This is a genomic window from Actinomadura latina NBRC 106108 (assembly GCF_001552195.1).
Lineage (GTDB): Bacteria > Actinomycetota > Actinomycetes > Streptosporangiales > Streptosporangiaceae > Spirillospora > Spirillospora latina.
In genome coordinates this window covers 86,691-104,242 of the sequence record NZ_BCQS01000003.1, presented here as the reverse complement: position 1 = coordinate 104,242, position 17,552 = coordinate 86,691, and the positions used below count along the sequence as shown (strand labels likewise).

Annotated in this window: 21 protein-coding genes; 10 read left to right on the top strand and 11 right to left on the bottom strand. The window is 70.1% G+C overall.

Annotation, left to right across the window (positions count from 1 at the left end; all coding sequences use genetic code 11):
- Nucleotides 1-104 precede the first annotated feature (104 nt).
- Complete coding sequence (locus tag AL2_RS01185) at nt 105-962, top strand: helix-turn-helix transcriptional regulator (RefSeq protein ID WP_067628264.1); 858 nt, start codon at nt 105-107, stop codon at nt 960-962.
- Here the strand turns inward: AL2_RS01185 and AL2_RS01180 are convergent.
- Nucleotides 959-1,327, bottom strand: a complete 369-nt coding sequence (locus AL2_RS01180; protein WP_067628261.1) for a YrdB family protein — start codon at nt 1,325-1,327, stop codon at nt 959-961. The genes AL2_RS01185 and AL2_RS01180 overlap by 4 nt on opposite strands.
- A gap of 18 nt (nt 1,328-1,345) precedes the next feature.
- Between AL2_RS01180 and AL2_RS01175 the strand changes: the two genes are divergently transcribed.
- A complete protein-coding gene (locus AL2_RS01175) occupies nt 1,346-2,473 on the top strand; it encodes a methyltransferase (RefSeq protein WP_067628258.1) in 1,128 nt (375 codons plus the stop codon).
- Between the two features lie 16 nt (nt 2,474-2,489).
- Here the strand turns inward: AL2_RS01175 and AL2_RS01170 are convergent, their stop codons facing one another.
- Nucleotides 2,490-3,344, bottom strand: a complete 855-nt coding sequence (locus tag AL2_RS01170) for a helix-turn-helix transcriptional regulator (protein WP_067628256.1) — start codon at nt 3,342-3,344, stop codon at nt 2,490-2,492.
- A 103-nt stretch (nt 3,345-3,447) separates the two neighbouring features.
- Here AL2_RS01170 and AL2_RS01165 point away from each other — a divergent pair, with 103 nt between their 5' ends.
- Both AL2_RS01165 and AL2_RS01160 read left to right on the top strand, forming a co-directional pair.
- Nucleotides 3,448-4,224, top strand: a complete 777-nt coding sequence (locus AL2_RS01165; protein ID WP_067628246.1) for an alpha/beta fold hydrolase — start codon at nt 3,448-3,450, stop codon at nt 4,222-4,224.
- A 39-nt stretch (nt 4,225-4,263) separates the two neighbouring features.
- Nucleotides 4,264-5,052: an SDR family NAD(P)-dependent oxidoreductase gene (locus AL2_RS01160; RefSeq protein ID WP_067628243.1), complete on the top strand. Its 789-nt coding sequence runs from the start codon at nt 4,264-4,266 to the stop codon at nt 5,050-5,052.
- A 157-nt stretch (nt 5,053-5,209) separates the two neighbouring features.
- Here the strand turns inward: AL2_RS01160 and AL2_RS01155 are convergent, their stop codons facing one another.
- On the bottom strand, nt 5,210-5,593 hold the full coding sequence (locus AL2_RS01155; RefSeq protein WP_067630004.1) for a nuclear transport factor 2 family protein: 384 nt from the start codon (nt 5,591-5,593) through the stop codon (nt 5,210-5,212).
- A gap of 73 nt (nt 5,594-5,666) precedes the next feature.
- Between AL2_RS01155 and AL2_RS01150 the strand changes: the two genes are divergently transcribed.
- Both AL2_RS01150 and AL2_RS01145 read left to right on the top strand, forming a co-directional pair.
- Nucleotides 5,667-6,116: a MarR family winged helix-turn-helix transcriptional regulator gene (locus AL2_RS01150; RefSeq protein WP_067628241.1), complete on the top strand. Its 450-nt coding sequence runs from the start codon at nt 5,667-5,669 to the stop codon at nt 6,114-6,116.
- Nucleotides 6,117-6,177: 61 nt separating this feature from the next.
- The gene (locus AL2_RS01145; protein ID WP_067628238.1) at nt 6,178-6,687 is read left to right on the top strand and encodes a GNAT family N-acetyltransferase; all 510 of its coding nucleotides are present in this window, start codon (nt 6,178-6,180) and stop codon (nt 6,685-6,687) included.
- Between the two features lie 5 nt (nt 6,688-6,692).
- On the opposite strand, the gene AL2_RS01140 is transcribed toward AL2_RS01145, so the two are convergent.
- On the bottom strand, nt 6,693-7,100 hold the full coding sequence (locus tag AL2_RS01140; protein ID WP_067628235.1) for a nuclear transport factor 2 family protein: 408 nt from the start codon (nt 7,098-7,100) through the stop codon (nt 6,693-6,695).
- 137 nt (nt 7,101-7,237) lie between these two features.
- On the opposite strand from AL2_RS01140, the gene AL2_RS01135 reads away from it, so the two are divergent.
- Nucleotides 7,238-7,807, top strand: a complete 570-nt coding sequence (locus AL2_RS01135) for a PadR family transcriptional regulator (protein ID WP_067630002.1) — start codon at nt 7,238-7,240, stop codon at nt 7,805-7,807.
- A 40-nt stretch (nt 7,808-7,847) separates the two neighbouring features.
- Here the strand turns inward: AL2_RS01135 and AL2_RS01130 are convergent, their stop codons facing one another.
- On the bottom strand, nt 7,848-11,783 hold the full coding sequence (locus AL2_RS01130) for a replicative DNA helicase (protein WP_067628232.1): 3,936 nt from the start codon (nt 11,781-11,783) through the stop codon (nt 7,848-7,850).
- Between the two features lie 340 nt (nt 11,784-12,123).
- On the opposite strand from AL2_RS01130, the gene AL2_RS01125 reads away from it, so the two are divergent.
- Both AL2_RS01125 and AL2_RS01120 read left to right on the top strand, forming a co-directional pair.
- Nucleotides 12,124-13,449, top strand: a complete 1,326-nt coding sequence (locus AL2_RS01125; protein ID WP_067628229.1) for an MATE family efflux transporter — start codon at nt 12,124-12,126, stop codon at nt 13,447-13,449.
- A gap of 54 nt (nt 13,450-13,503) precedes the next feature.
- Nucleotides 13,504-13,692 (top strand): hypothetical protein, encoded by a 189-nt coding sequence (locus AL2_RS01120; RefSeq protein ID WP_067628226.1) that lies wholly within the window; start codon nt 13,504-13,506, stop codon nt 13,690-13,692.
- Nucleotides 13,693-13,766: 74 nt separating this feature from the next.
- Here AL2_RS01120 and AL2_RS01115 read toward each other — a convergent pair whose 3' ends face one another.
- From AL2_RS01115 to AL2_RS37955, 6 genes are all read right to left on the bottom strand, one after another.
- Nucleotides 13,767-14,582, bottom strand: a complete 816-nt coding sequence (locus AL2_RS01115; protein WP_376741302.1) for a peptidoglycan recognition protein family protein — start codon at nt 14,580-14,582, stop codon at nt 13,767-13,769.
- Nucleotides 14,583-14,885: 303 nt separating this feature from the next.
- A complete protein-coding gene (gene rplI / locus AL2_RS01110) occupies nt 14,886-15,332 on the bottom strand; it encodes a 50S ribosomal protein L9 (RefSeq protein WP_067628219.1) in 447 nt (148 codons plus the stop codon).
- A 17-nt stretch (nt 15,333-15,349) separates the two neighbouring features.
- Nucleotides 15,350-15,586 carry a 30S ribosomal protein S18 gene (gene rpsR / locus AL2_RS01105; protein WP_019631633.1) on the bottom strand — a complete coding sequence of 79 codons (237 nt, stop codon included), beginning with the start codon at nt 15,584-15,586 and terminating at the stop codon, nt 15,350-15,352.
- A gap of 83 nt (nt 15,587-15,669) precedes the next feature.
- Nucleotides 15,670-16,254 (bottom strand): single-stranded DNA-binding protein, encoded by a 585-nt coding sequence (locus tag AL2_RS01100; RefSeq protein ID WP_067628216.1) that lies wholly within the window; start codon nt 16,252-16,254, stop codon nt 15,670-15,672.
- A 37-nt stretch (nt 16,255-16,291) separates the two neighbouring features.
- Nucleotides 16,292-16,582 (bottom strand): 30S ribosomal protein S6, encoded by a 291-nt coding sequence (gene rpsF / locus AL2_RS01095; RefSeq protein ID WP_067628213.1) that lies wholly within the window; start codon nt 16,580-16,582, stop codon nt 16,292-16,294.
- A 256-nt stretch (nt 16,583-16,838) separates the two neighbouring features.
- On the bottom strand, nt 16,839-17,003 hold the full coding sequence (locus AL2_RS37955; protein ID WP_168444543.1) for a hypothetical protein: 165 nt from the start codon (nt 17,001-17,003) through the stop codon (nt 16,839-16,841).
- Between the two features lie 222 nt (nt 17,004-17,225).
- Between AL2_RS37955 and AL2_RS01090 the strand changes: the two genes are divergently transcribed.
- The gene (locus AL2_RS01090) at nt 17,226-17,534 is read left to right on the top strand and encodes a hypothetical protein (protein ID WP_067628210.1); all 309 of its coding nucleotides are present in this window, start codon (nt 17,226-17,228) and stop codon (nt 17,532-17,534) included.
- Nucleotides 17,535-17,552: the final 18 nt, after the last annotated feature.

The following is a 17,552-nucleotide window of genomic DNA, read 5'->3' as shown; positions in this document are numbered from 1 at the left end:
AAGAGACCATCGCTGCCTAGCGCGCGCCTACCCAGCCCCCGCTCGTTCGTACCACTGCGAGTAGCAGGCTCAGCGCCGAGAACCCGCCGGATAGCCTCGGCGGCATGGCGCGCAACACCGAGCTCGGCGAGTTCCTGAAATCGCGGCGGGCACGGTTGCGGCCCGAGGACGCCGGGGTCCCCGCATACGGGACGCGGCGGCGCGTCCCCGGGCTGCGGCGCGAGGAGCTGGCGCAGCTCGCCGGCGTCAGCGTCGCCTACTACATCCGGCTCGAGCAGGGGACGGCCGGCGGCGTGTCCGCGGAGGTCCTGGACGCGGTCTCGCGGGCGCTGCGGCTGGACGGCGACGAGCGCGCCCACCTGCACCGTCTCGCGCATCCGCCGCGCCGCGCGCCCGGCGCCGAACCGCCGCGCCTGCGGGCCCCGCTCCAGCACCTGCTCGACTCGATCACGCACGCGCCCGCGTACGTCGTCGGCCACTACACGAACGTCGTCGCCTGGAACCGGCTCACCGCCGCCGTGTTCGTCGACCTCGCGAACGTTCCGGCGGAGGAGCGGACCTGGTCGCACCAGATCCATCTGAACGCCGGCTACAAGGCCCGGCTGGGCGGCAACTGGGCGGCGGTGGCCCGGCGCAACGCCGCCTACCTGCGCTTCCGGTCCGGCCAGGACCCGGACGACCCGGAGCTGCGCGCGATCATCGAGTGCCTGCGGGAACGGAGCCCGGATTTCCACCGGATGTGGTCGGCGCACCACGTATCGGACCTGACGCACGGCGAGGCCCGCATCGAGCACCCTGACGTGGGACGGCTCGTCCTGCCGTTCGAGACCCTGCACCTGCCCGGCGACCCCGACCTGAGTCGCCTGATGCTGTACGCGGCAGAACCGGGCTCGCGTTCGGAAGCGGCGCTACGGAAACTGGCGGAGACGTCCACCTGTCTTTCCAGCGCCGACCTGGCCTAGCGCGCCGCGTGAAAGTGGGCTTCGCGGTCCAGCGTGGCCAGGGTGGTGTTGAGGACGACTATCACGGCGAACACGATCGCCACCGTTGCATGGCCCACGCCATAGAACGCCAGCCCGCCGGCGCCGAACACCACGGCCTTCACCGAGAGGACGAGCGGCAGCGCGACCTTGAATCGGGCCCGTGGAGCGGCGAACAGGCCCCACAGGACCATCGCGGCCACCGGCGTCCCGACGCCCAGGACGATGTTGAGGAACACGTTGCCGCCGGTCGTGAATCCCCACCACGCCAGAGCGACGATGGCCGCGACCTCCAGAAGGAAGGCGAGTCCTTCGTTCAGCGCATGCAATGGCCCAGGTAGACGCACCCCGATACCGTACCTGCTGTGGACGAGATCTCCTGGCGGGAGGACGGCCGGGACCATCGCGTCCGCTGGCGGTCGGAGAACGGCGCCCCACCGCCCCGGCGCATCGTGGTCGCGGACGACGAGACCCGCGCCGACGACGCCTACCGGCTGGCCTGCGAGGGCACCGCGCTGCTGTGGCGCGGCGACTTCCAGAACGCGCGGCAGCTCCTCCAGGCGATGGCACGGCGAATCGACCGCCCACCGCGCCGCCGCAAACCCCAGCCGGAGCCGTCCCAGGTGCAGGCTTTCCACCTTCACCGTCAAGCACGAGCCCAGCGCGCGCGGACGCTGGGCATGCTGCTCATACCGTTCGACCCGGGACATGTGATTCCGCTGCGTCGCGCACCTTCCGTCCAGGACGCCTGTACGGAGGCCTATGGGCCGGACGACCAGCCCTACGTCACTTCATTGCGCGAGTTGCTCGGGTTGATCGGGGCGTATGAATGGCGTGTGAAGGGCGTCCCGATCCCCGCGTTGGGCGGCGACCGGATACATCCCCATTACGGAGTCTTCTCGCCGGTCAGAGGGGAGTACGTGGACCTGGTCGGTGAGGCGCCGCTTCCACCGGCGGCGACGGCGTTCGACATCGGAACCGGTACGGGCGTCCTCGCGGCGGTTCTGGCCCGTCGCGGTGTGGAACGCGTCGTCGCCACCGACCTCGACCCGCGCGCGCTTGCCTGCGCCAAGGAGAACTTCGAGCGGCTCGAAGTGGAGGTCGAGATCGTCCAAGCCGACCTGTTCCCGGACGGACGAGCCGGGCTCATCGTGTGCAACCCGCCATGGGTGCCCGCCAAGCCCACCTCACCCCTCGAACGCGCCGTCTACGACCCGGGCGGACGGATGCTCCGCGGGTTCCTCGCCGGCCTCGCCGACCGTCTGGAACCGGACGGCGAAGGCTGGCTGATCCTGTCCGACCTGGCCGAGCACCTCGGCCTGCGCACCCGCGACGAACTCCACGCGCTGTTCGAATCGTCCGGCCTGCGGGTTGCCGGCAGGCTCGACACGAAGCCCGCCCACCCGCGCGCCGCCGACCCCGACGACCCCCTCCACGCGGCCCGCGCCGCGGAAACCACGTCCCTCTGGCGGCTGCGCCGCATTTCGTCGTGATGACGGCGCCTGCGTGTCAGGTGTGGCTGCGGTGGGCGGTTTCGTGGCCGATGACGCGGAGGAGGGCGAGGGCGTCGGGCGTCGCGGTGCCGGGCGGCGGGGTGAACACGACGAGCCGCTGGTCCTCGGCCGGGGTGAGCAGGACCTCCGCGTCGAACTCGATCGGCCCGACCTCGGGGTGCAGCACCCTCATCCGGCCGGTGCGGCGGACGGCGACCTCATGCAGTTCCCACAGCCGGGCGAACTCATCGGAAGCCTCCCGGAGCCGCCGGACGAGCGCCCGCGCCCGCTCGTCGTCGCCGCGGCGGGCGGCGGCGGCGCGCAGGTCGGCGACGTGCATGCGGCTGTAGTGGTCGTGCTCCTCCGGCGGGTAGGCCTGCCGGACGAACGGGTCGGTGAACCACCGCCAGACGATGTTGCGGTCAGGCCCGTCCACAGTGCAGACGCAGCCGAAAAGGGATTCGGCCATGGCGTTCTGCGCGAGCAGGTCACCGAGATCGCCGATGATCTGCGCGGGCGTCTCGTCCAGCCGGTCCAGGAGGTGGAGCAGGCCGGGCCGGACGTGCTCGCCGGCGAAGGGCCCGGCGGGCGGGCGGTGCCCGGCGAGGACGTACAAATGGTCGCGTTCGTCCTCGGTGAGCCGCAGCGCGCGGGCGAGCGCGCCCAGCAACTGGGCGGACGGCTGCGGACTCCGGGCCTGTTCGAGCCGCATGTAGTAGTCGGCGGACATGCCCGCGAGCTGCGACACCTCCTCGCGGCGCAGCCCCGGCGTGCGCCGCCTCGGCCCCGCCGCCAGGCCGACGTCCTGCGGGCGCAGCCGCTCCCGTGAGCGGCGGAGGAAGTCGGCGAGGTCGCGGCGGTTCATGCCCATGCCTCAATGATCCGCGCTCGGGACGCACTTGAGGCTAGGACCGTTCGTCCTAGCCAGAGCGGTCCGCTCCTCAGCCCCGCCGCGCGCTGGCAGCGTCGAGGGCATGACGAACCTGACCGTTGGAAACGCACGTATCACCTACCGGACGGAGGGCTCCGGGCCCGCCCTCGTCCTCGTCCACGGCGTGGGCCCCGGCTCGGGCATGTGGGACCCGCTCGTCGACCGGTTCACCGGCCGCCACACCGTGGTCCTGCCCGACCTGGCCGGCTCCGACGCCGCCGAGGACGACGGGTCGCCGCTGACCATCGAGGCGCTCGCCGCCCAGGTCATCGCCGTGATCGAGGACACCGGCGCCGCGCCGGCGGACCTCGTCGGCTTCTCGATGGGCGCGCCGACGGCCGCCGCGGCGGCCGCGCTGCGTCCCGACCTCGTCCGCCGCCTGATCCCGGTCGCGGGCCTCGCGCACGGCGGCGACGAGTACGTCCGGCAACTGGTCGGTGCGTGGCTCAGCCTCACCGGCAGTCCCGAGGGTTTCGGACGGCTCGGGACCCTCGCCGCCTACAGTCCCCCTTTCCTGAACAAGATCGGGCCCGAGATGGTCGAGCAGCTCCACGGCTTCATGCGCCCCACGGACGGCCGGCTGCGCCAGCTCGGCCTCCTCCCGGGGCTCGACATCAGGGGGCTGCTCCCGAAGATCGAGGCGCCGACGCTGGTGGTCGGCTGCACGCAGGACCGGACGGTCCCGGTCCAGAACCACCGGGAGTTCGCCGCGGGCATCCCCGGCAGCGAGTACGTCGAACTCGACAGCGGGCACGTCGTGATGATGGAACGGACGGACGAGTTCGTGGATCTCGTCCAGGACTTCTTCGACCGCCCCTAGCCCTGTCAGTGTGCGCGCGCGCCGCGCACCATGGAGAACATGCGTCCCATCGATCAGCAGACCATTCTCATCACGGGCTCGACCGACGGCCTCGGTCGCGCCCTGGCCGCGCAGTTGGCCGCCGAAGGCGCGACCGTGCTCGTCCACGGACGGGACGACCAGCGCGGCAAGGCGACCCTCCGGGAGATCGGCGGCAGGTCGTCCTGGTACCGGGCCGACCTGTCGTCACTGGCCGAGACCCGCGCGCTCGCCGAGGCCGTCCGCGCCGACCACCCGCGCCTGGACGTGCTGGTCAACAACGCGGGCATCGCCGGACCGGAGTCGTGGCAGCCGAGCGCGGACGGCCACGAGCTGACGTTCGCCGTGAACTACCTGTCCGGATATTTGCTGACACGGTTGCTGCTGCCGACCCTGATCTCATCGGCGCCGGCCCGGATCGTCAACGTCAGCAGCCTCGGCCAGCAGGCGATCGACTTCGGCGACGTGATGCTCAAGCGGCGCTACCGCGGTTTCGGCGCGTACTGCCAGAGCAAGCTCGCCCAGGTCCTGTTCACGATCGACCTCGCCGGCGAACTGGCCGGGACGGGCGTCACCGCGAACGCCCTGCACCCGGCCACGTTCATGCCGACCAAGATGGTCCCGTCGCCGGTCAGCACGCTCGAAGAGGGCGTGGAGGCGACGCATCGCCTCGTCACCGATCCGGCATTGGACGACGTCTCCGGCCGCTTCTTCGACGGACTCCGGGAAGCGCGCGCCGACGACCAGGCGTACGACCCCGAAGCCCGAGCCCGCCTGCGCGCGCTCTCAGACGACCTCACTTCCCCTTAACGCCGCGGAAGAACGCACGCACGCCGAAGCGTCAGCCCGTCCGGCTCAGAGGAGCGCCTCCCGCACCCGCCAGCCGACGCCGGGCAACTCGTACCGCGTGCGGTGCGGACGCTGGGCAAGGCCGGCCTGCGTGACATCCATCAGGAAAGGGGTGATCTCAGGCGTTCGCGACCTCCCAGATCGGACGGGCCCGGACCCGCGAGAGGCGCCAGCCGCCCGCCGTCCGGGCGGCCTCGAGTTCGTAGCGCTCGCCCAGCAGGCGCGGCCCGCCCTCGTGCGCGAACACGACGAGGAGGTTCGCGCTGATCGCGGCCTTGTCACCGGCCACGTCGATGAGCGGGTCGGTGATGAAGTGCTGGGTCGGCACCGTGTGGTTGCGGCGCGCCTGCTCGACGAGGGCGTCGACGCCCTTCGAGACGCCGCCGGGTGTGTGCGCCTCCGCGTCCTCGGTGAACAGCGCGCGCCCGTCGCCCGGACTCTTGTCGTCGAGCCACCGTCCGAGGCGGCTGACCAGTGTGGACAGCTCCTGCCGGTCCTCCATGACCACTCCTATCGTTGGTACGACCAACAATAGTTCATCGTTGGCAGAGCCAACAACCTCTAGACTGGACGGCATGTTGACGGCCGACGCCCGGACGCCCGCGCGCCTCCGGCATGCCCCGAGCTGGCTGATCAACCTCGTCTCGGCGCACAGCCACCGCCTGGTGGGCGCCGGCTTCGCGGCCGCGGGCGCCCGCGGATACCACTACCGGCTGCTCGCCGCCCTCGACGAGTACGGCCAGGCCAGCCAGGCCGCGCTCGGCCGCACCACCGGAATCGACCGCAGCGACGTCGTCGCCGCACTCAACGAACTCGCCGCGAAGGGGCTGGTCGAGCGCTCCCCCGACCCGTCCGACCGGCGCCGCAACATCATCACGCTCACCGCGGACGGCACCCGCCACCTCCAGGAGCTGGACGAGGTCCTGGCCGGCATCCAGGACGAACTCCTCGCGCCGCTCGCACCGGCCGAACGCGAACAGCTGACCGCCCTGCTGACCCGCCTCGCCGACCACCACGCCCGATAACCGGTCGCAGCCGCGGAACGTCCGGCCCTAGAGTCGGCTCTTTCTTCCGAAGGAGCCGCTTATGCCGCCTGCCGTCCGGCTCGTGGAACTGCCGCCCGCCGCAATGACCGCGCTACTGAACGAGGACCTGGCGGGTGCCGCCGCGATCACCGGCGTTCCCCTCACCGGCTACTTCACAACCGGCGAATCGAAGTCGCTGTGGCGGTTCCGCCTGGCCCAGCTCGCCCGTGATCCATCCCATGCCCCCTGGCTCGTGCGGGTCGCCGTCGCGGAACCCGAAGGCCACGTCGTCGGCCATGCCGGATTCCACGGGGCACCCGACAACGGCACGGTCACCGTCGGCTACTCCGTCGACCCGGCCCACCGCCGCAAGGGCTACGCCCGCGCGATGCTCATCTCCCTCATGGAGTACGCCGCCGCCGAACCATCCGTGACGACCGTCCGCGCCACGATCAGCCCCGACAACGAGGCGTCCCTCGCCACGATCGCGGGCCAGGGCTTCACCCGCGTCGGCGAGCGATGGGACGAGGAGGACGGCCGCGAACTGATCTTCGACCGCCCCGCCCGGTAACGCCGCTACTCCGCCGCCGGCGCCTGCGCCGCCGCCTCCTCCTGGATCCGGTCGAACTGCGCGCCCATCGCCTCGGCCAGCGCCTTGGCGGCCGAGAGGGGGCGCACCATGACGGTGAGGTCGTCGATCAGGCCGTCCTCGTCGAGGTGCAGGAAGTCGCATCCGTGCACCTGGAGCCCGTTCACCGTCGCCTTGAACATGAGCGCGTGGTCGCGGCCGTCCGCGCCGGTGATCTCCCGCACGTAGCGGATGTCCTGGAACACCCGCGCCGCGCCCCGCACGATCGCCGCGGTGATGGCCTTCCCCTCGTACGGCTTGAACGCCACCGGGCTGGTGAACACGGCGTTCTCCGCGAACAGCGCCTCCAGGGCCGCGACGTCGCCGGCCTCCACGGCCCGCCGGAACGGATGCATGGGAGCTCCCCCCGATAGGAAACTAGTTGACTAGGTGCGAATGACACTAATCGCGCCAGCGACACCTCGTCCAGAACAGCCCAGCATGGGGATGGTCACAAAGTTGATTAATGGCCGAAGCGACTATGCTCGGGGGCATGTCGTTGCGCAACGCGGTCCTGGCCACGCTCCTGGAGGGCGAGGCCTCGGGATACGACCTGGCGAAGAGCTTCGACGCCGGGGTCGCCAACTTCTGGATGGCCACCCCGCAGCAGCTCTACCGGGAACTGGACAAGATGGAGGTCGAGGGCCTGATCCGGGCACGCGTCGTCCAGCAGGAACGCCGCCCCAACAAGCGCCTCTTCTCCCTGACGCGCGCCGGCCGCCGCGCCCTCCACGACTTCACCGCCACCCCGCCGCGCCCCGGAGCGATCCGCGAGGAACTGATGGTCCAGGTGCAGGCGGTGGACGCCGGCGACCCCCAGGCGGTCATGAACGCCATCCGCGAACGCATGACGTGGGCCGAATCCAAGATCGCCCGCTTCGAGCGCCTCCGCGCCCGCCTCCTGGACGGCCGCACCGAGGAAGAGCACCTCGCCACCGCCGACCGCATCGGCCCCTACCTCACCCTGATGCGCGGCCTGGCCTTCGAACGCGAGAACCTCCGCTGGTCCGAACAGGCCCTCAGCATCCTCACCCAACGCACCACCCGCCACGCGACCCCTTAACCTCCCCCACCGGCCCGCCATCCTGCTACGGGCGGGTCGGCTACTGGGCCATGTCGACGAAGCGGCTGTAGTGCCCCTGGAACGCGACGGTGACGGTGGCGGTCGGGCCGTTGCGGTGCTTGGCGACGATCAGGTCGGCCTCGCCGGCGCGCGGCGACTCCTTCTCGTAGGCGTCCTCGCGGTGCAGCAGGATCACCATGTCCGCATCCTGCTCGATACTGTTATGGAGAGAAATTCCGTTCGCCACGAAATTATGAAGGCCGAGCACCGTGGCATCGTAGACGTCCTGTTCACCGATGCTCTCGATCTCTACTATTTCGTCCCAGAACACGTCATTGGTGCACAACAGTTCCAGTTCGGCACTGCCCAGTACGGTCGCAACGCGCCCAAGGCGCTTTCGGCTAGGTGCACGCTCCCAGAGTGCACTGCCACAGAACTGGGTGCCGATTGCGGCGGAGTTCTCCCTATGGGTCATCCCACGGTCGGCGAGAATACGCCGGACATCGGCCCATACTTCTCGGGGAACGGCGTCACGATTGGCGTTCGATCGAATTTCTCGGATCAGGTCGGTGGCGGACGCGGCTATGACACCACGCGCCCCATGGACCCCGACTGACTCGAAGAACGCGAGCTGGTTCTCCGCGCCAAAGAGATGGAGCTGATACCCGCGGCGGTAGGAACCTTTCGTGACGCTCTTGATGCGCGAGAGAATGCCGAATCGCAGCAGCAAGGTGGAGACGTCCTCCACAAGTTGCCTGCTCGTGGATGCGTAGTAGACGCGGCATTGGCCGTTCTTCGCATCCCAGTGCACGCAGCCGTCCGTGGCCCAGAGATGCTTGAGGAAAAGCGCCACCTGCTCCTTGGAGAAGCTGAAGACCGGCGCCGGGACGAACTTCTCATGCGAACGCCTTCCGAAGAGTCCGAGCTCGTCAAGCCACTCGGCGATCGGATTCCGGCGACCGTGAGTCAAGCGGTACGGCGCCGGCAACCGGAGCGTGGTCACCCGCGCGGCCTCGTAGCCGTCCCGGACGGCGGTGATGCCGAAATGCTCGGCCGCTTCGGTGACGGCCTGAAGACACGCCTCGTCCTTACTGGCGTAGCGGATCGGTTGACGCCTGACGAATGATCCGTCGCCGATGAGGTGCGCCAGCATGACCACGCGCGCTTCGGGCCAGGCCGTCGGCTCCAGCGGCGGTGGCATATGCCTGGAGGCCGCGACGCGCGAACCAGGCGCGAGCTCGCCGAGCGGCTGCCAGCCGTGATAAGTGAGGAAGGGATGGTTGGCGGTGGCCTCGACCTCCTTACCGGAGGCCAGCGTGACGCGGAAGACTTCTCGACGTCCACTGGAAAACGCGTGGGTCATGGTTCGGGGCACGTACTTCAGGCGCTCATCAAGCGCCCATACGGGGACGTCCTTCGCGCCACTCGCCACGAGCTCGCCCATGGTGACCTGTTCATTGGTGTCCGCCCGCATGATCCGAGTTGAACCAGTGACACATCCCGATTCACGTAGGTCGGACACCATGGGCTTCTTGTCTGTTCGCTGCTCGGGGCCTCGGTTGAGCTGCGACAGCGCGATGACCGGGACGCCCAGTTCCTTGGCGAGGAGCTTCAGGGAGCGGGAGAACTCCGAGACCTCGACCTGGCGGCTTTCCACCCGTTTGCCCGAGCTCATCAGCTGCAGGTAGTCGATGATGACCAGGCGCAGGTCGTGCTGCTGCTTGAGCCGCCGGCACTTCGCGCGGATCTCCATCATCGACATATTGGGCGAATCGTCGATGAACAGCGGCGCCTCGGCGACCTCGCTCATGCGGCGGGCGAGGCGCGTCCAGTCCTCGTCCTGCATGGTGCCGGACCGCATCGCGTGCAGCGCCACCCGCGCCTCGGCGGACAGCAACCGCATGGTGATCTCGTTGCGTCCCATCTCCAGGCTGAAGAACGCCGAGGTCAAACCGTGTTTGATGGACGCGGCGCGGGCGAAGTCGAGCGCGAGCGTCGAGTTGTGCGTCGGGATGCAGGAACGTCCGGCCAGGTACATGTGGTCGGCGTTGTCGACCTGGACGCACCGCACCGGCACGCTCTCGGCCGGCCGCACGTCAACGATGAAGCGCACCCGCTCCCTCGGATGGACGTTCTCGCGCTGCCGCGCCGCCTTACGCGGCAACCGGAACACCGTCTCGACCGGCGTGAAGCCGATCTCGTGCACCGGCTCGTCCGTGGACCCCCCTGCCGGGCCCGTCGTCAGTTCGGCGCGATGCCCCAGGCTGAGGGCGAGTTCGCGCACCCCTTCGGCGAGTCGCGCGGAGGAGAACACGAGGTCGACGCGCCCGTCCGCCGACACGTGCCCGCGGACGTCGAGCAGCCCGGCCAGCAGCGCCCGCCGCTGGGCCGCCGACGCCCGCAGGTATGCCGCCGGGACGTGCTTGCCGGACGGCAGGCCGAGGGAGCCGAGGTGGCGGCGCACGCCGGGCAGAAGGTAGCAGCCGGGAATCGGCTCGGCAGCGACCTGCTGACCGGTCGCCTCGATCTGGGCGATGACTTCACCGTCCAGGCACGTGATGCGGTCGTCCTCGGGCTCTCCGGCCCCGAGCCACACGCCGAGGACGTAGGGATCGATGGGCAGGTCGGCCTCGGGAAGGTCGAAAGCGGCGGCGACGTCCACGGCGTGGACGGTCCGTGCCTCATGCCGGAACGCCGCGAAGATCTCCTCGGTCGTCCGGATCCCGGCGCGGCCGCCGAACGCCCATCGACCGGCCTGCGGCGAGGCGGCCATGGTGCCGTCGCGGTCCAGCATCACCGGACGATGATCCTGGGACGATCTGGCGCGACCGGATGAGCCGTGAGGCCGGTGCGTCTTGCCGGCACGCAGTGGACGGCACCCCGTCGGCTTCCCGCCCTGGGAGCTGCCCTCCGCCGTCGCGTGGACGGCCCTGATCTCCTTGGTCGGCCAGAGGCCGACGCTCCCGGTGGTGCCGAAGAAATGAGTGAAGCCGGAGCCATTCGCCACCGACGCGACCCCGGAATGTCCGCTCTGGCCGCCTCGCTTCCGGGAGACCGCCGCGGCGAGGATCGCCTCGAAGTCCCCCGTCCGGGTCGTCGTACGCCACTGGTGCTCGGCGTCGGCGATGATGACCTCGCGGTCCGAGAACTCGACCTCGTAGCAGGGACGGCCGTACATCACCTCGGTCGCGGCGACGACGCGGGTCGGCTCGCCGTCGGCGCCGAGCAGATGGTCGCCCACCTGCACTTCGCCCATCGTCGTCCAACCTGTCGGAGTCGGGAGCGGCGTGTCCAGGTCGAGCGCTTTGCCCATGGCAGGGCGAGCAGCGATCACCACCATCTGGCCCGGGTGCAGCCCGTTGGTGAGGGCGTCGAGATCGGCGAAGCCGGTGGGGCAGCCGACCATCTGGCCGCCGCGGCTGCCGATGGCCTCGATCTCGTCCAGGGCACCCGGCATGATCTCGGACAGCGCGATGTAGTCCTCGCCGGCGCGCTTCTCGGCGATGGCGAAGACCTCCGCCTGGGCGCGGTCGAGGACCTCGTCGGCGTCGGCTCCGTCGGCCGCGTACCCCATCTGGACGATGCGGGTGCCGGTCTCGACCAGCCGGCGCAGGATCGCGCGTTCGTGGACGATCTTCGCGTAGTAGCCGGCGTTGGCCGCCGTGGGCACCAGGGAGATCAGGGTGTGCAGGTAGGGGGCGCCGCCGATGCGGGCGATCTCGCCGTTCTTGGTGAGCTCGCCGGCGACGGTGACGGCGTCGGCCGGGTCGCCGCGGCCGTACAGGTCGAGGACGACGTCGTAGATGATCTGGTGCGCGGGGCGGTAGAAGTCGGGCGTCCGCAGCAGTTCGACGACCTCGGCGATGGCGTCCTGGGAGAGCAGCATGCCGCCCAGCACGCCCTGCTCCGCCGAGATGTCGTGCGGTGGAGTGCGTTCGAACTCGTGCTCCTGTGGTCCGATATCGGCCACGCTCACCGTCGCACCCCCTTCATCTCCGGCCGCCGGCGGCCCCGCCCGCCCCATCGCCGACCGCTGTCCTCACGTCTACCTGACGCGTCGGACATTCTCGCGAGCCCGCGCGCCCATGAGCAAAGCCGCCTGTGGACGAACCTGTGGAGCGCCTGTGCAGACACGCCGTATTGGTTGTGCACGACCTGTGGACAACTTTGTGGATTCTCCGTGGACGACGCTCGCGGTACCGCAGTGACCTGCGGTAACTCCATCCACCGGCTGTGTGGGAAAGAAAGTCGGCCGAGCGCGGCATTGTAAGGCTTGAAGTCCTGAAGAGAGTTACAGCGGTGATAGCCTCGGCGCGGTGACGACCTCCCGGCGGCGCGCGACCTCGCATGACCGCGAGATTCTGCGCCTGGCGGTGCCGGCCTTCGGCGCGCTCGTCGCCGAGCCCCTCTTCCTGCTGTCCGACTCGGCGATCATCGGACACCTCGGCACCGCGCAGCTGGGCGGGCTCGGAGTCGCCGGACAGGCGCTGAGCACGCTCGTCTACCTGTGCGTCTTCCTCGCCTACGGGACGACCGCCGGGGTCGCGCGGCAGATCGGCGCCGGCGACATGCGGGCCGCGATCAGGCAGGGCATCGACGGGATGTGGCTCGCGCTCGCCATCGGAGCGGTGCTGATCGCGGTCGGCTGGCCGCTGGTCCCATGGATCGTGGACGCGTTCGGCGCGTCCCCCGTCGTCACCCCGTACGCCGAGACCTACCTCCGGGTGAGCCTGTTCGGCATCCCGTCGATGCTGCTCGTGCTCGCCGGAACCGGCGTCCTGCGCGGCCTGCAGGACACGCGCACCCCCCTCCTCGTCTCCATCGGCGGGTTCTCCGTGAACCTGCTGCTCAACGTGCTGTTCGTGATCGTCTTCGAGTGGGGGATCGCGGGCTCGGCCTGGGGCACCGTCCTCGCCCAGACGGGCAGCGCGGCCGTCTACGCGGCCGTCGTGCTCCGTGCGGCGCGCCGCCACGGCGCCCCGGCACGTCCCGACTTGGACGGGTTGCGGACGTCCGCCACGGCGGGCTTCGGCCTCCTGGTGCGGACGGCGGCGCTCCGCGTCGTCCTCATCGTCGGAACGTCGATCGCCGCCCGGATGGGGGACGCCGAGATAGCCGCCTACCAGGTCGGTTTCCAGGTGTGGACGCTGCTCGCGTTCGCCCTCGACGCCATCGCGATCGCCGGGCAGGCCATCACCGGCCGCTACCTGGGCGCGTCCGACGTCGCGGGCACGCGCGCCGTCACGCGCCGGATGGTGTGGTGGGGCATCGGCTGCGGCGTCGCGTTCGGCCTGGTCATCCTCGTGGTGCGCCCGTGGCTGCCGGGCCTGTTCAGCTCCGACGGTGACGTCCGGCACCTGCTGCTCGCGTCACTGCTCCTGGTCGCCGTACTGCAGCCCGTCGCGGGCGTGGTGTTCGTCCTGGACGGCATCCTGATCGGGGCCGGAGACGGCGCCTACCTCGCCGTGACGACACTGGTCGCGACGGTCGTCTTCCTGCCCGCCTCGATCGTCCTGTACAGGGCGGACGCCGGACTCATCGGGCTCTGGACCGCGATCGGCCTGTGGATGCTGACCCGCATGGCCACCCTCGGACTCCGCGCCCGCGGCGACCGCTGGCTGGTCACCGGCGCCGTCCGCTAACCGGATTCGGCGAATCGCACCCGCCACGGACGTCCCACCCGCTACTATTCGAACATGTGTTCCACACACGGCGAGCGGATGGCCCGGCTGACGCAGGCGATCGACGACCTGGCCGCCGAGGGCCTGGCCGGGCTGCCCCCGGAGACCCTCGTGGAACGGGTGGCGGGCATCTGGTCCCTGATCGAGGGCATCGACCCCGAGATCGCCCGCCGCCGCACCCGCTACACGACTCCCGAAAGCTAGCCGGACCTACGGGCAAGGTGTACGGACAGCGGGACCCCCGTGAGTGCGTATCGTCCCGGTGGCGACCCCGAGGCTCAGGTCAGGTCGTCGAGGGACGGCAGGATCGGCAGAACGGGGCCGGTGGTGGCGTTGTCCGAGCTCGGGGAGCCCTCCAGGCGGGTGGCGACCGCCCTGCGCAGCTCGGGCAACCGCGCGTAGAGCCGGTCACCCGGACATGACGTCTTGTTGTAGTCGCGATGCCCGACGATGGCGCTGGACGGATCGAGGTCGTACTCCCGGCACAGCCACACGCACACCTCCAGCAGCGACTTCCACAACGTGCCGGGAACCGCCCGCGACGTGTACGTCCCCTCGTTCTCGATGCCGATCGTGTGGTCGTTGTTGTGCAGGACCTGCGCACCGACCACGAGGTCCCCGGCCCGGATCGCCTTCAGGCTGCGGTTGCGTCCCTCCATCACAATGCCGCCCCGGCTGATGGTGAGCTGCTGGCCGGTGTCGTCCCAGCCGTTCTTGTCCATGTGGAAGTTCTGGATGTACCGGGACAGGCCGAAAGCGTGCGCCAGCGACCGGTCGCCGGAGTTCGCCGTGGCGGTGTGATGCACGACGATGTGGTCCGGTGCCCGGTCGAGGACCCTGGCCGGCCGCTTGGGCCGCCTCGCCCTCCACTGCGCGCGCGTGTAGACGTGCGGGGCCTCCGCCGTGAACAGGGCACGGTCGGCGATGCCCTCAGCCGCCTCCTCCGCCATGGCCCCATTGTGGCGGGGTGACGCCATGGACAGCATCTCCAGCAGACCGGCCCCGGCAACGCCGCCGATGACCGCCCGGCGCGTCACCGGCATGCCGCCACGCCCCCGGCCGTCCGCGCCGTCCCCCGAATGCGCGATCAACACCGTCCCCCCTCATTCCGGCGATCTAATGATCACGGAACGTCATGGCCGGTCTGTTGATCACCCAAACACAGGGCGGTTCAGGGACGTTTCACATGAAACTCAACGTGCGCCCCCTTCTCTTGGACGCCCGCCACCCTCCCCTTGTGAAAGAGATTGCAGGATCGATAGCCGCCCCAACACACCCCACGCGTCCCACGCCGCCCTGACCAGCCGCAACCCGCTGGGCGGGGACGGGTGGCCGGTAATTGCGAACGGCCCCCGGGCCCGGGTGGGCTCGGGGGCCGTTCGGCCGATGCGGAGGCGTCAGGCCTCGACGACGTTCACGTCGATCGTGGCGTTGACGTCGCTGTGCAGGCGGACGCTGACTCGGTGGGTGCCGACGGTCTTGATCGGGTTGCCGATCTCGATGCGGCGGCGGTCCAGGTCGGGGCCGTCGGCGGCCTTGACCGCCTCGGCGATGTCGCCGGCGGTCACCGCGCCGAACAGGCGGCCGTTGCTGCCCGTCCGGGTGCGCAGCGTGACGCGCAGCCCGCCGAGCCGGTCGGCGACCTCCTTGGCGTGCTCAACGGTCGCGATCTCGCGGGCCGAACGCGCCTTCTTGATGGAGTCGATCTGCTTCTCGGCGCCCCGGGTCCACTGGATCGCGAACCCGCGGGGGACGAGGTAGTTGCGGCCGTAGCCGTCGCGGACCTCGATGACGTCACCGGGCTCGCCGAGCCCGGAGACCTGCTGGGTCAGGATGAGCTTCATGGTCTATACCCCCTGCCTCAGCGCGCGGTGCTGGTGTACGGCAGCAGCGCCATCTCACGGGCGTTCTTGATCGCCGTGGCGACGTCCCGCTGGTGCTGGGTGCAGTTGCCGGTCACCCGCCGGGCACGGATCTTGCCGCGGTCGGAGATGAACTTCCGCAGCAGGCCCGTGTCCTTGTAGTCGACGTAGGAGATCTTCTCCTGGCAGAAAACGCAAACCTTCTTCTTTGGCTTGCGGGGAGGTGGCTTCGCCATCGTGGTGCTCCTTTGGGAGAGCCCCGCTCACGCGGGAATGGACGTGTACTGGATGTTGCCGTGGTCGTGCCGGAGCGGCGGGTCTAGAACGGCGGGTCGTCGGAGTATCCGCCGCCACCGCCCTGGCCGCCGCCGGTGGCCCAGGGGTCGGCAGGGGCGCCGCCCTGCTGGCCGCCTCCGAAGCCGCCGCCGCCCTGCTGGCCGCCGCCGCCTCCGAAGCCGCCGTCCTGGCCGCCGCCGCCCCCACCGAAACCGCCGCCGCCCTGGCCGCCGCCGCCGAAGCCGCCACCGCCGCCGCCCTGCCGCTGGGTCTTGTTGACCTTCGCGGTGGCGTTGCGCAGCGACGGGCCGACCTCGTCGACCTCGATCTCGAAGACGGTGCGCTTCTCACCCTCGCGGGTCTCGTACGACCGCTGCTTGAGGCGTCCCTGCACGATGACCCGCATGCCGCGCTGCAGGGTCTCGGCGACGTTCTCGGCGGCCTGCCGCCAGACGTTGCAGGTCAGGAACAGGGCCTCGCCGTCCTTCCAGTCGTTCGACTGGCGGTCGAAGAACCGCGGGGTCGACGCGATGCGGAAGGACGCGACCGCCTGGCCGCTCGGGGTGAAGCGCAGATTCGGGTCCTCGACGAGGTTCCCGACGATCGTGATTACGGTGTCGCCTGCCATGGGGCTCGCTCCGGCTGCTGTGAGGGCTGAGCCTGGCTCAGTGGACCTCGGGGCGGATGACCTTGGTACGGAGGATCGACTCGCTCAGGTTGAGCTGCCGGTCGAGCTCCTTGACCGTGGCAGGCTCGGCCGACAGGTCGATCACCGCGTAGATGCCTTCGGACTTCTTCTGGATCTCGTACGCCAGGCGCTTGCGGCCCCAGACGTCGACCTTCTCCACGGTGCCGCCGCCGTCCCGGACGACCTTCAGGAACGGGTCGAGCGCCGTGTTCGCGGTGCGCTCGTCGATGGCGGGGTCGAGGATGGTCATGAGTTCGTAACGACGCATGCTGTGTCCCTACCTCCTCTGGACTGGTGCGGTCACGGTCTCTCCGTGACAGGAGGGCTGTTGCGTCTCCCGCGGCGGTGCCGACCCCGGATCGCCGGGCGGACCTGCCGTGAGACCGATACAGGCTACCAACAGTCGGCACCTTACGAGTCCGTTCCCGCAGCGGAGCCCCGGGAGAGCGAACGCCGCCGGCTCCCATCGCCCTGCCGGACGCGTAGGGAGCGCCGCGCGAACGGGTGCTTCATGGAGTGGCCGGTCAGCGGCGCGGGCCCGGGCGGGCCCCCTTGGTACAGCGGCGGCGTTCCAGCTCGGCCATGATGTCGGCCATGCGGGCGCGCATTCGGGCGGTCTGGGTCGTCAGCACCGACAGCTCCTCCACGAGCTCCGCGTCGCCGATGAGCCCCAACTCCGCTTTCGTCACGGTGTGCACCTCCTGCTCTCCCCCGCTTCCCCTCGGGGGCCGGACCCGAGCCGGTCTTCTCGAATCCATGTTCGACAGTACCGGGTGCCGCCGACATTTTCCGCACGTCCACGCTGGTTGATCTTCGCTCGGACAGGGAATCTCCTTACGGGCATGGTCCGTCCGGCCCCGCGTTCACCATGCGCCCCAAGCGCGGGAGCCACGACCTGGAGGAGGTTCCCGATGCCGCAGGAGGCAACAGGCGCCAAGCAGTCGCCCGCCCGTACCGAGGCCGTCCCGCACGAGTCCCATCGGGTGCAGGACGTGATGGCGGTGGCCGCCGTCACCATCGGGATCGCCGCCCTCATCCTGGGCTGGATCCCGGCGACCCATTTCCCCGGCGCCCTGCTCGGCGCGATCGGCCTGCCGGTCGCGCTGTACTCGCAGATGATCTCGGCGACGACCAACGAACGCTGGCTCAACGTGATCGGCATGATCGCCGCGTTCATCGGCGGCGGCTTCGCGCTCAGCAACGGAGGCTTCTCGATCTGAGCCCGGCGACCGGGCCGT

Bases quoted from the DNA above. Each gene is read 5' to 3' on its own strand.
- AL2_RS01185 (WP_067628264.1), top strand. From the start codon at position 105: ATGGCGCGCAACACCGAGCTCGGCGAGTTCCTGAAATCGCGGCGGGCA.
- AL2_RS01170 (WP_067628256.1), bottom strand. From the start codon at position 3,344: ATGGGCATGAACCGCCGCGACCTCGCCGACTTCCTCCGCCGCTCACGG.
- AL2_RS01165 (WP_067628246.1), top strand. From the start codon at position 3,448: ATGACGAACCTGACCGTTGGAAACGCACGTATCACCTACCGGACGGAG.
- AL2_RS01160 (WP_067628243.1), top strand. From the start codon at position 4,264: ATGCGTCCCATCGATCAGCAGACCATTCTCATCACGGGCTCGACCGAC.
- AL2_RS01155 (WP_067630004.1), bottom strand. From the start codon at position 5,593: ATGGAGGACCGGCAGGAGCTGTCCACACTGGTCAGCCGCCTCGGACGG.
- AL2_RS01150 (WP_067628241.1), top strand. From the start codon at position 5,667: ATGTTGACGGCCGACGCCCGGACGCCCGCGCGCCTCCGGCATGCCCCG.
- AL2_RS01145 (WP_067628238.1), top strand. From the start codon at position 6,178: ATGCCGCCTGCCGTCCGGCTCGTGGAACTGCCGCCCGCCGCAATGACC.
- AL2_RS01140 (WP_067628235.1), bottom strand. From the start codon at position 7,100: ATGCATCCGTTCCGGCGGGCCGTGGAGGCCGGCGACGTCGCGGCCCTG.
- AL2_RS01135 (WP_067630002.1), top strand. From the start codon at position 7,238: ATGTCGTTGCGCAACGCGGTCCTGGCCACGCTCCTGGAGGGCGAGGCC.
- AL2_RS01120 (WP_067628226.1), top strand. From the start codon at position 13,504: ATGTGTTCCACACACGGCGAGCGGATGGCCCGGCTGACGCAGGCGATC.
- rplI (WP_067628219.1), bottom strand. From the start codon at position 15,332: ATGAAGCTCATCCTGACCCAGCAGGTCTCCGGGCTCGGCGAGCCCGGT.
- rpsR (WP_019631633.1), bottom strand. From the start codon at position 15,586: ATGGCGAAGCCACCTCCCCGCAAGCCAAAGAAGAAGGTTTGCGTTTTC.
- AL2_RS01100 (WP_067628216.1), bottom strand. From the start codon at position 16,254: ATGGCAGGCGACACCGTAATCACGATCGTCGGGAACCTCGTCGAGGAC.
- rpsF (WP_067628213.1), bottom strand. From the start codon at position 16,582: ATGCGTCGTTACGAACTCATGACCATCCTCGACCCCGCCATCGACGAG.
- AL2_RS01090 (WP_067628210.1), top strand. From the start codon at position 17,226: ATGCCGCAGGAGGCAACAGGCGCCAAGCAGTCGCCCGCCCGTACCGAG.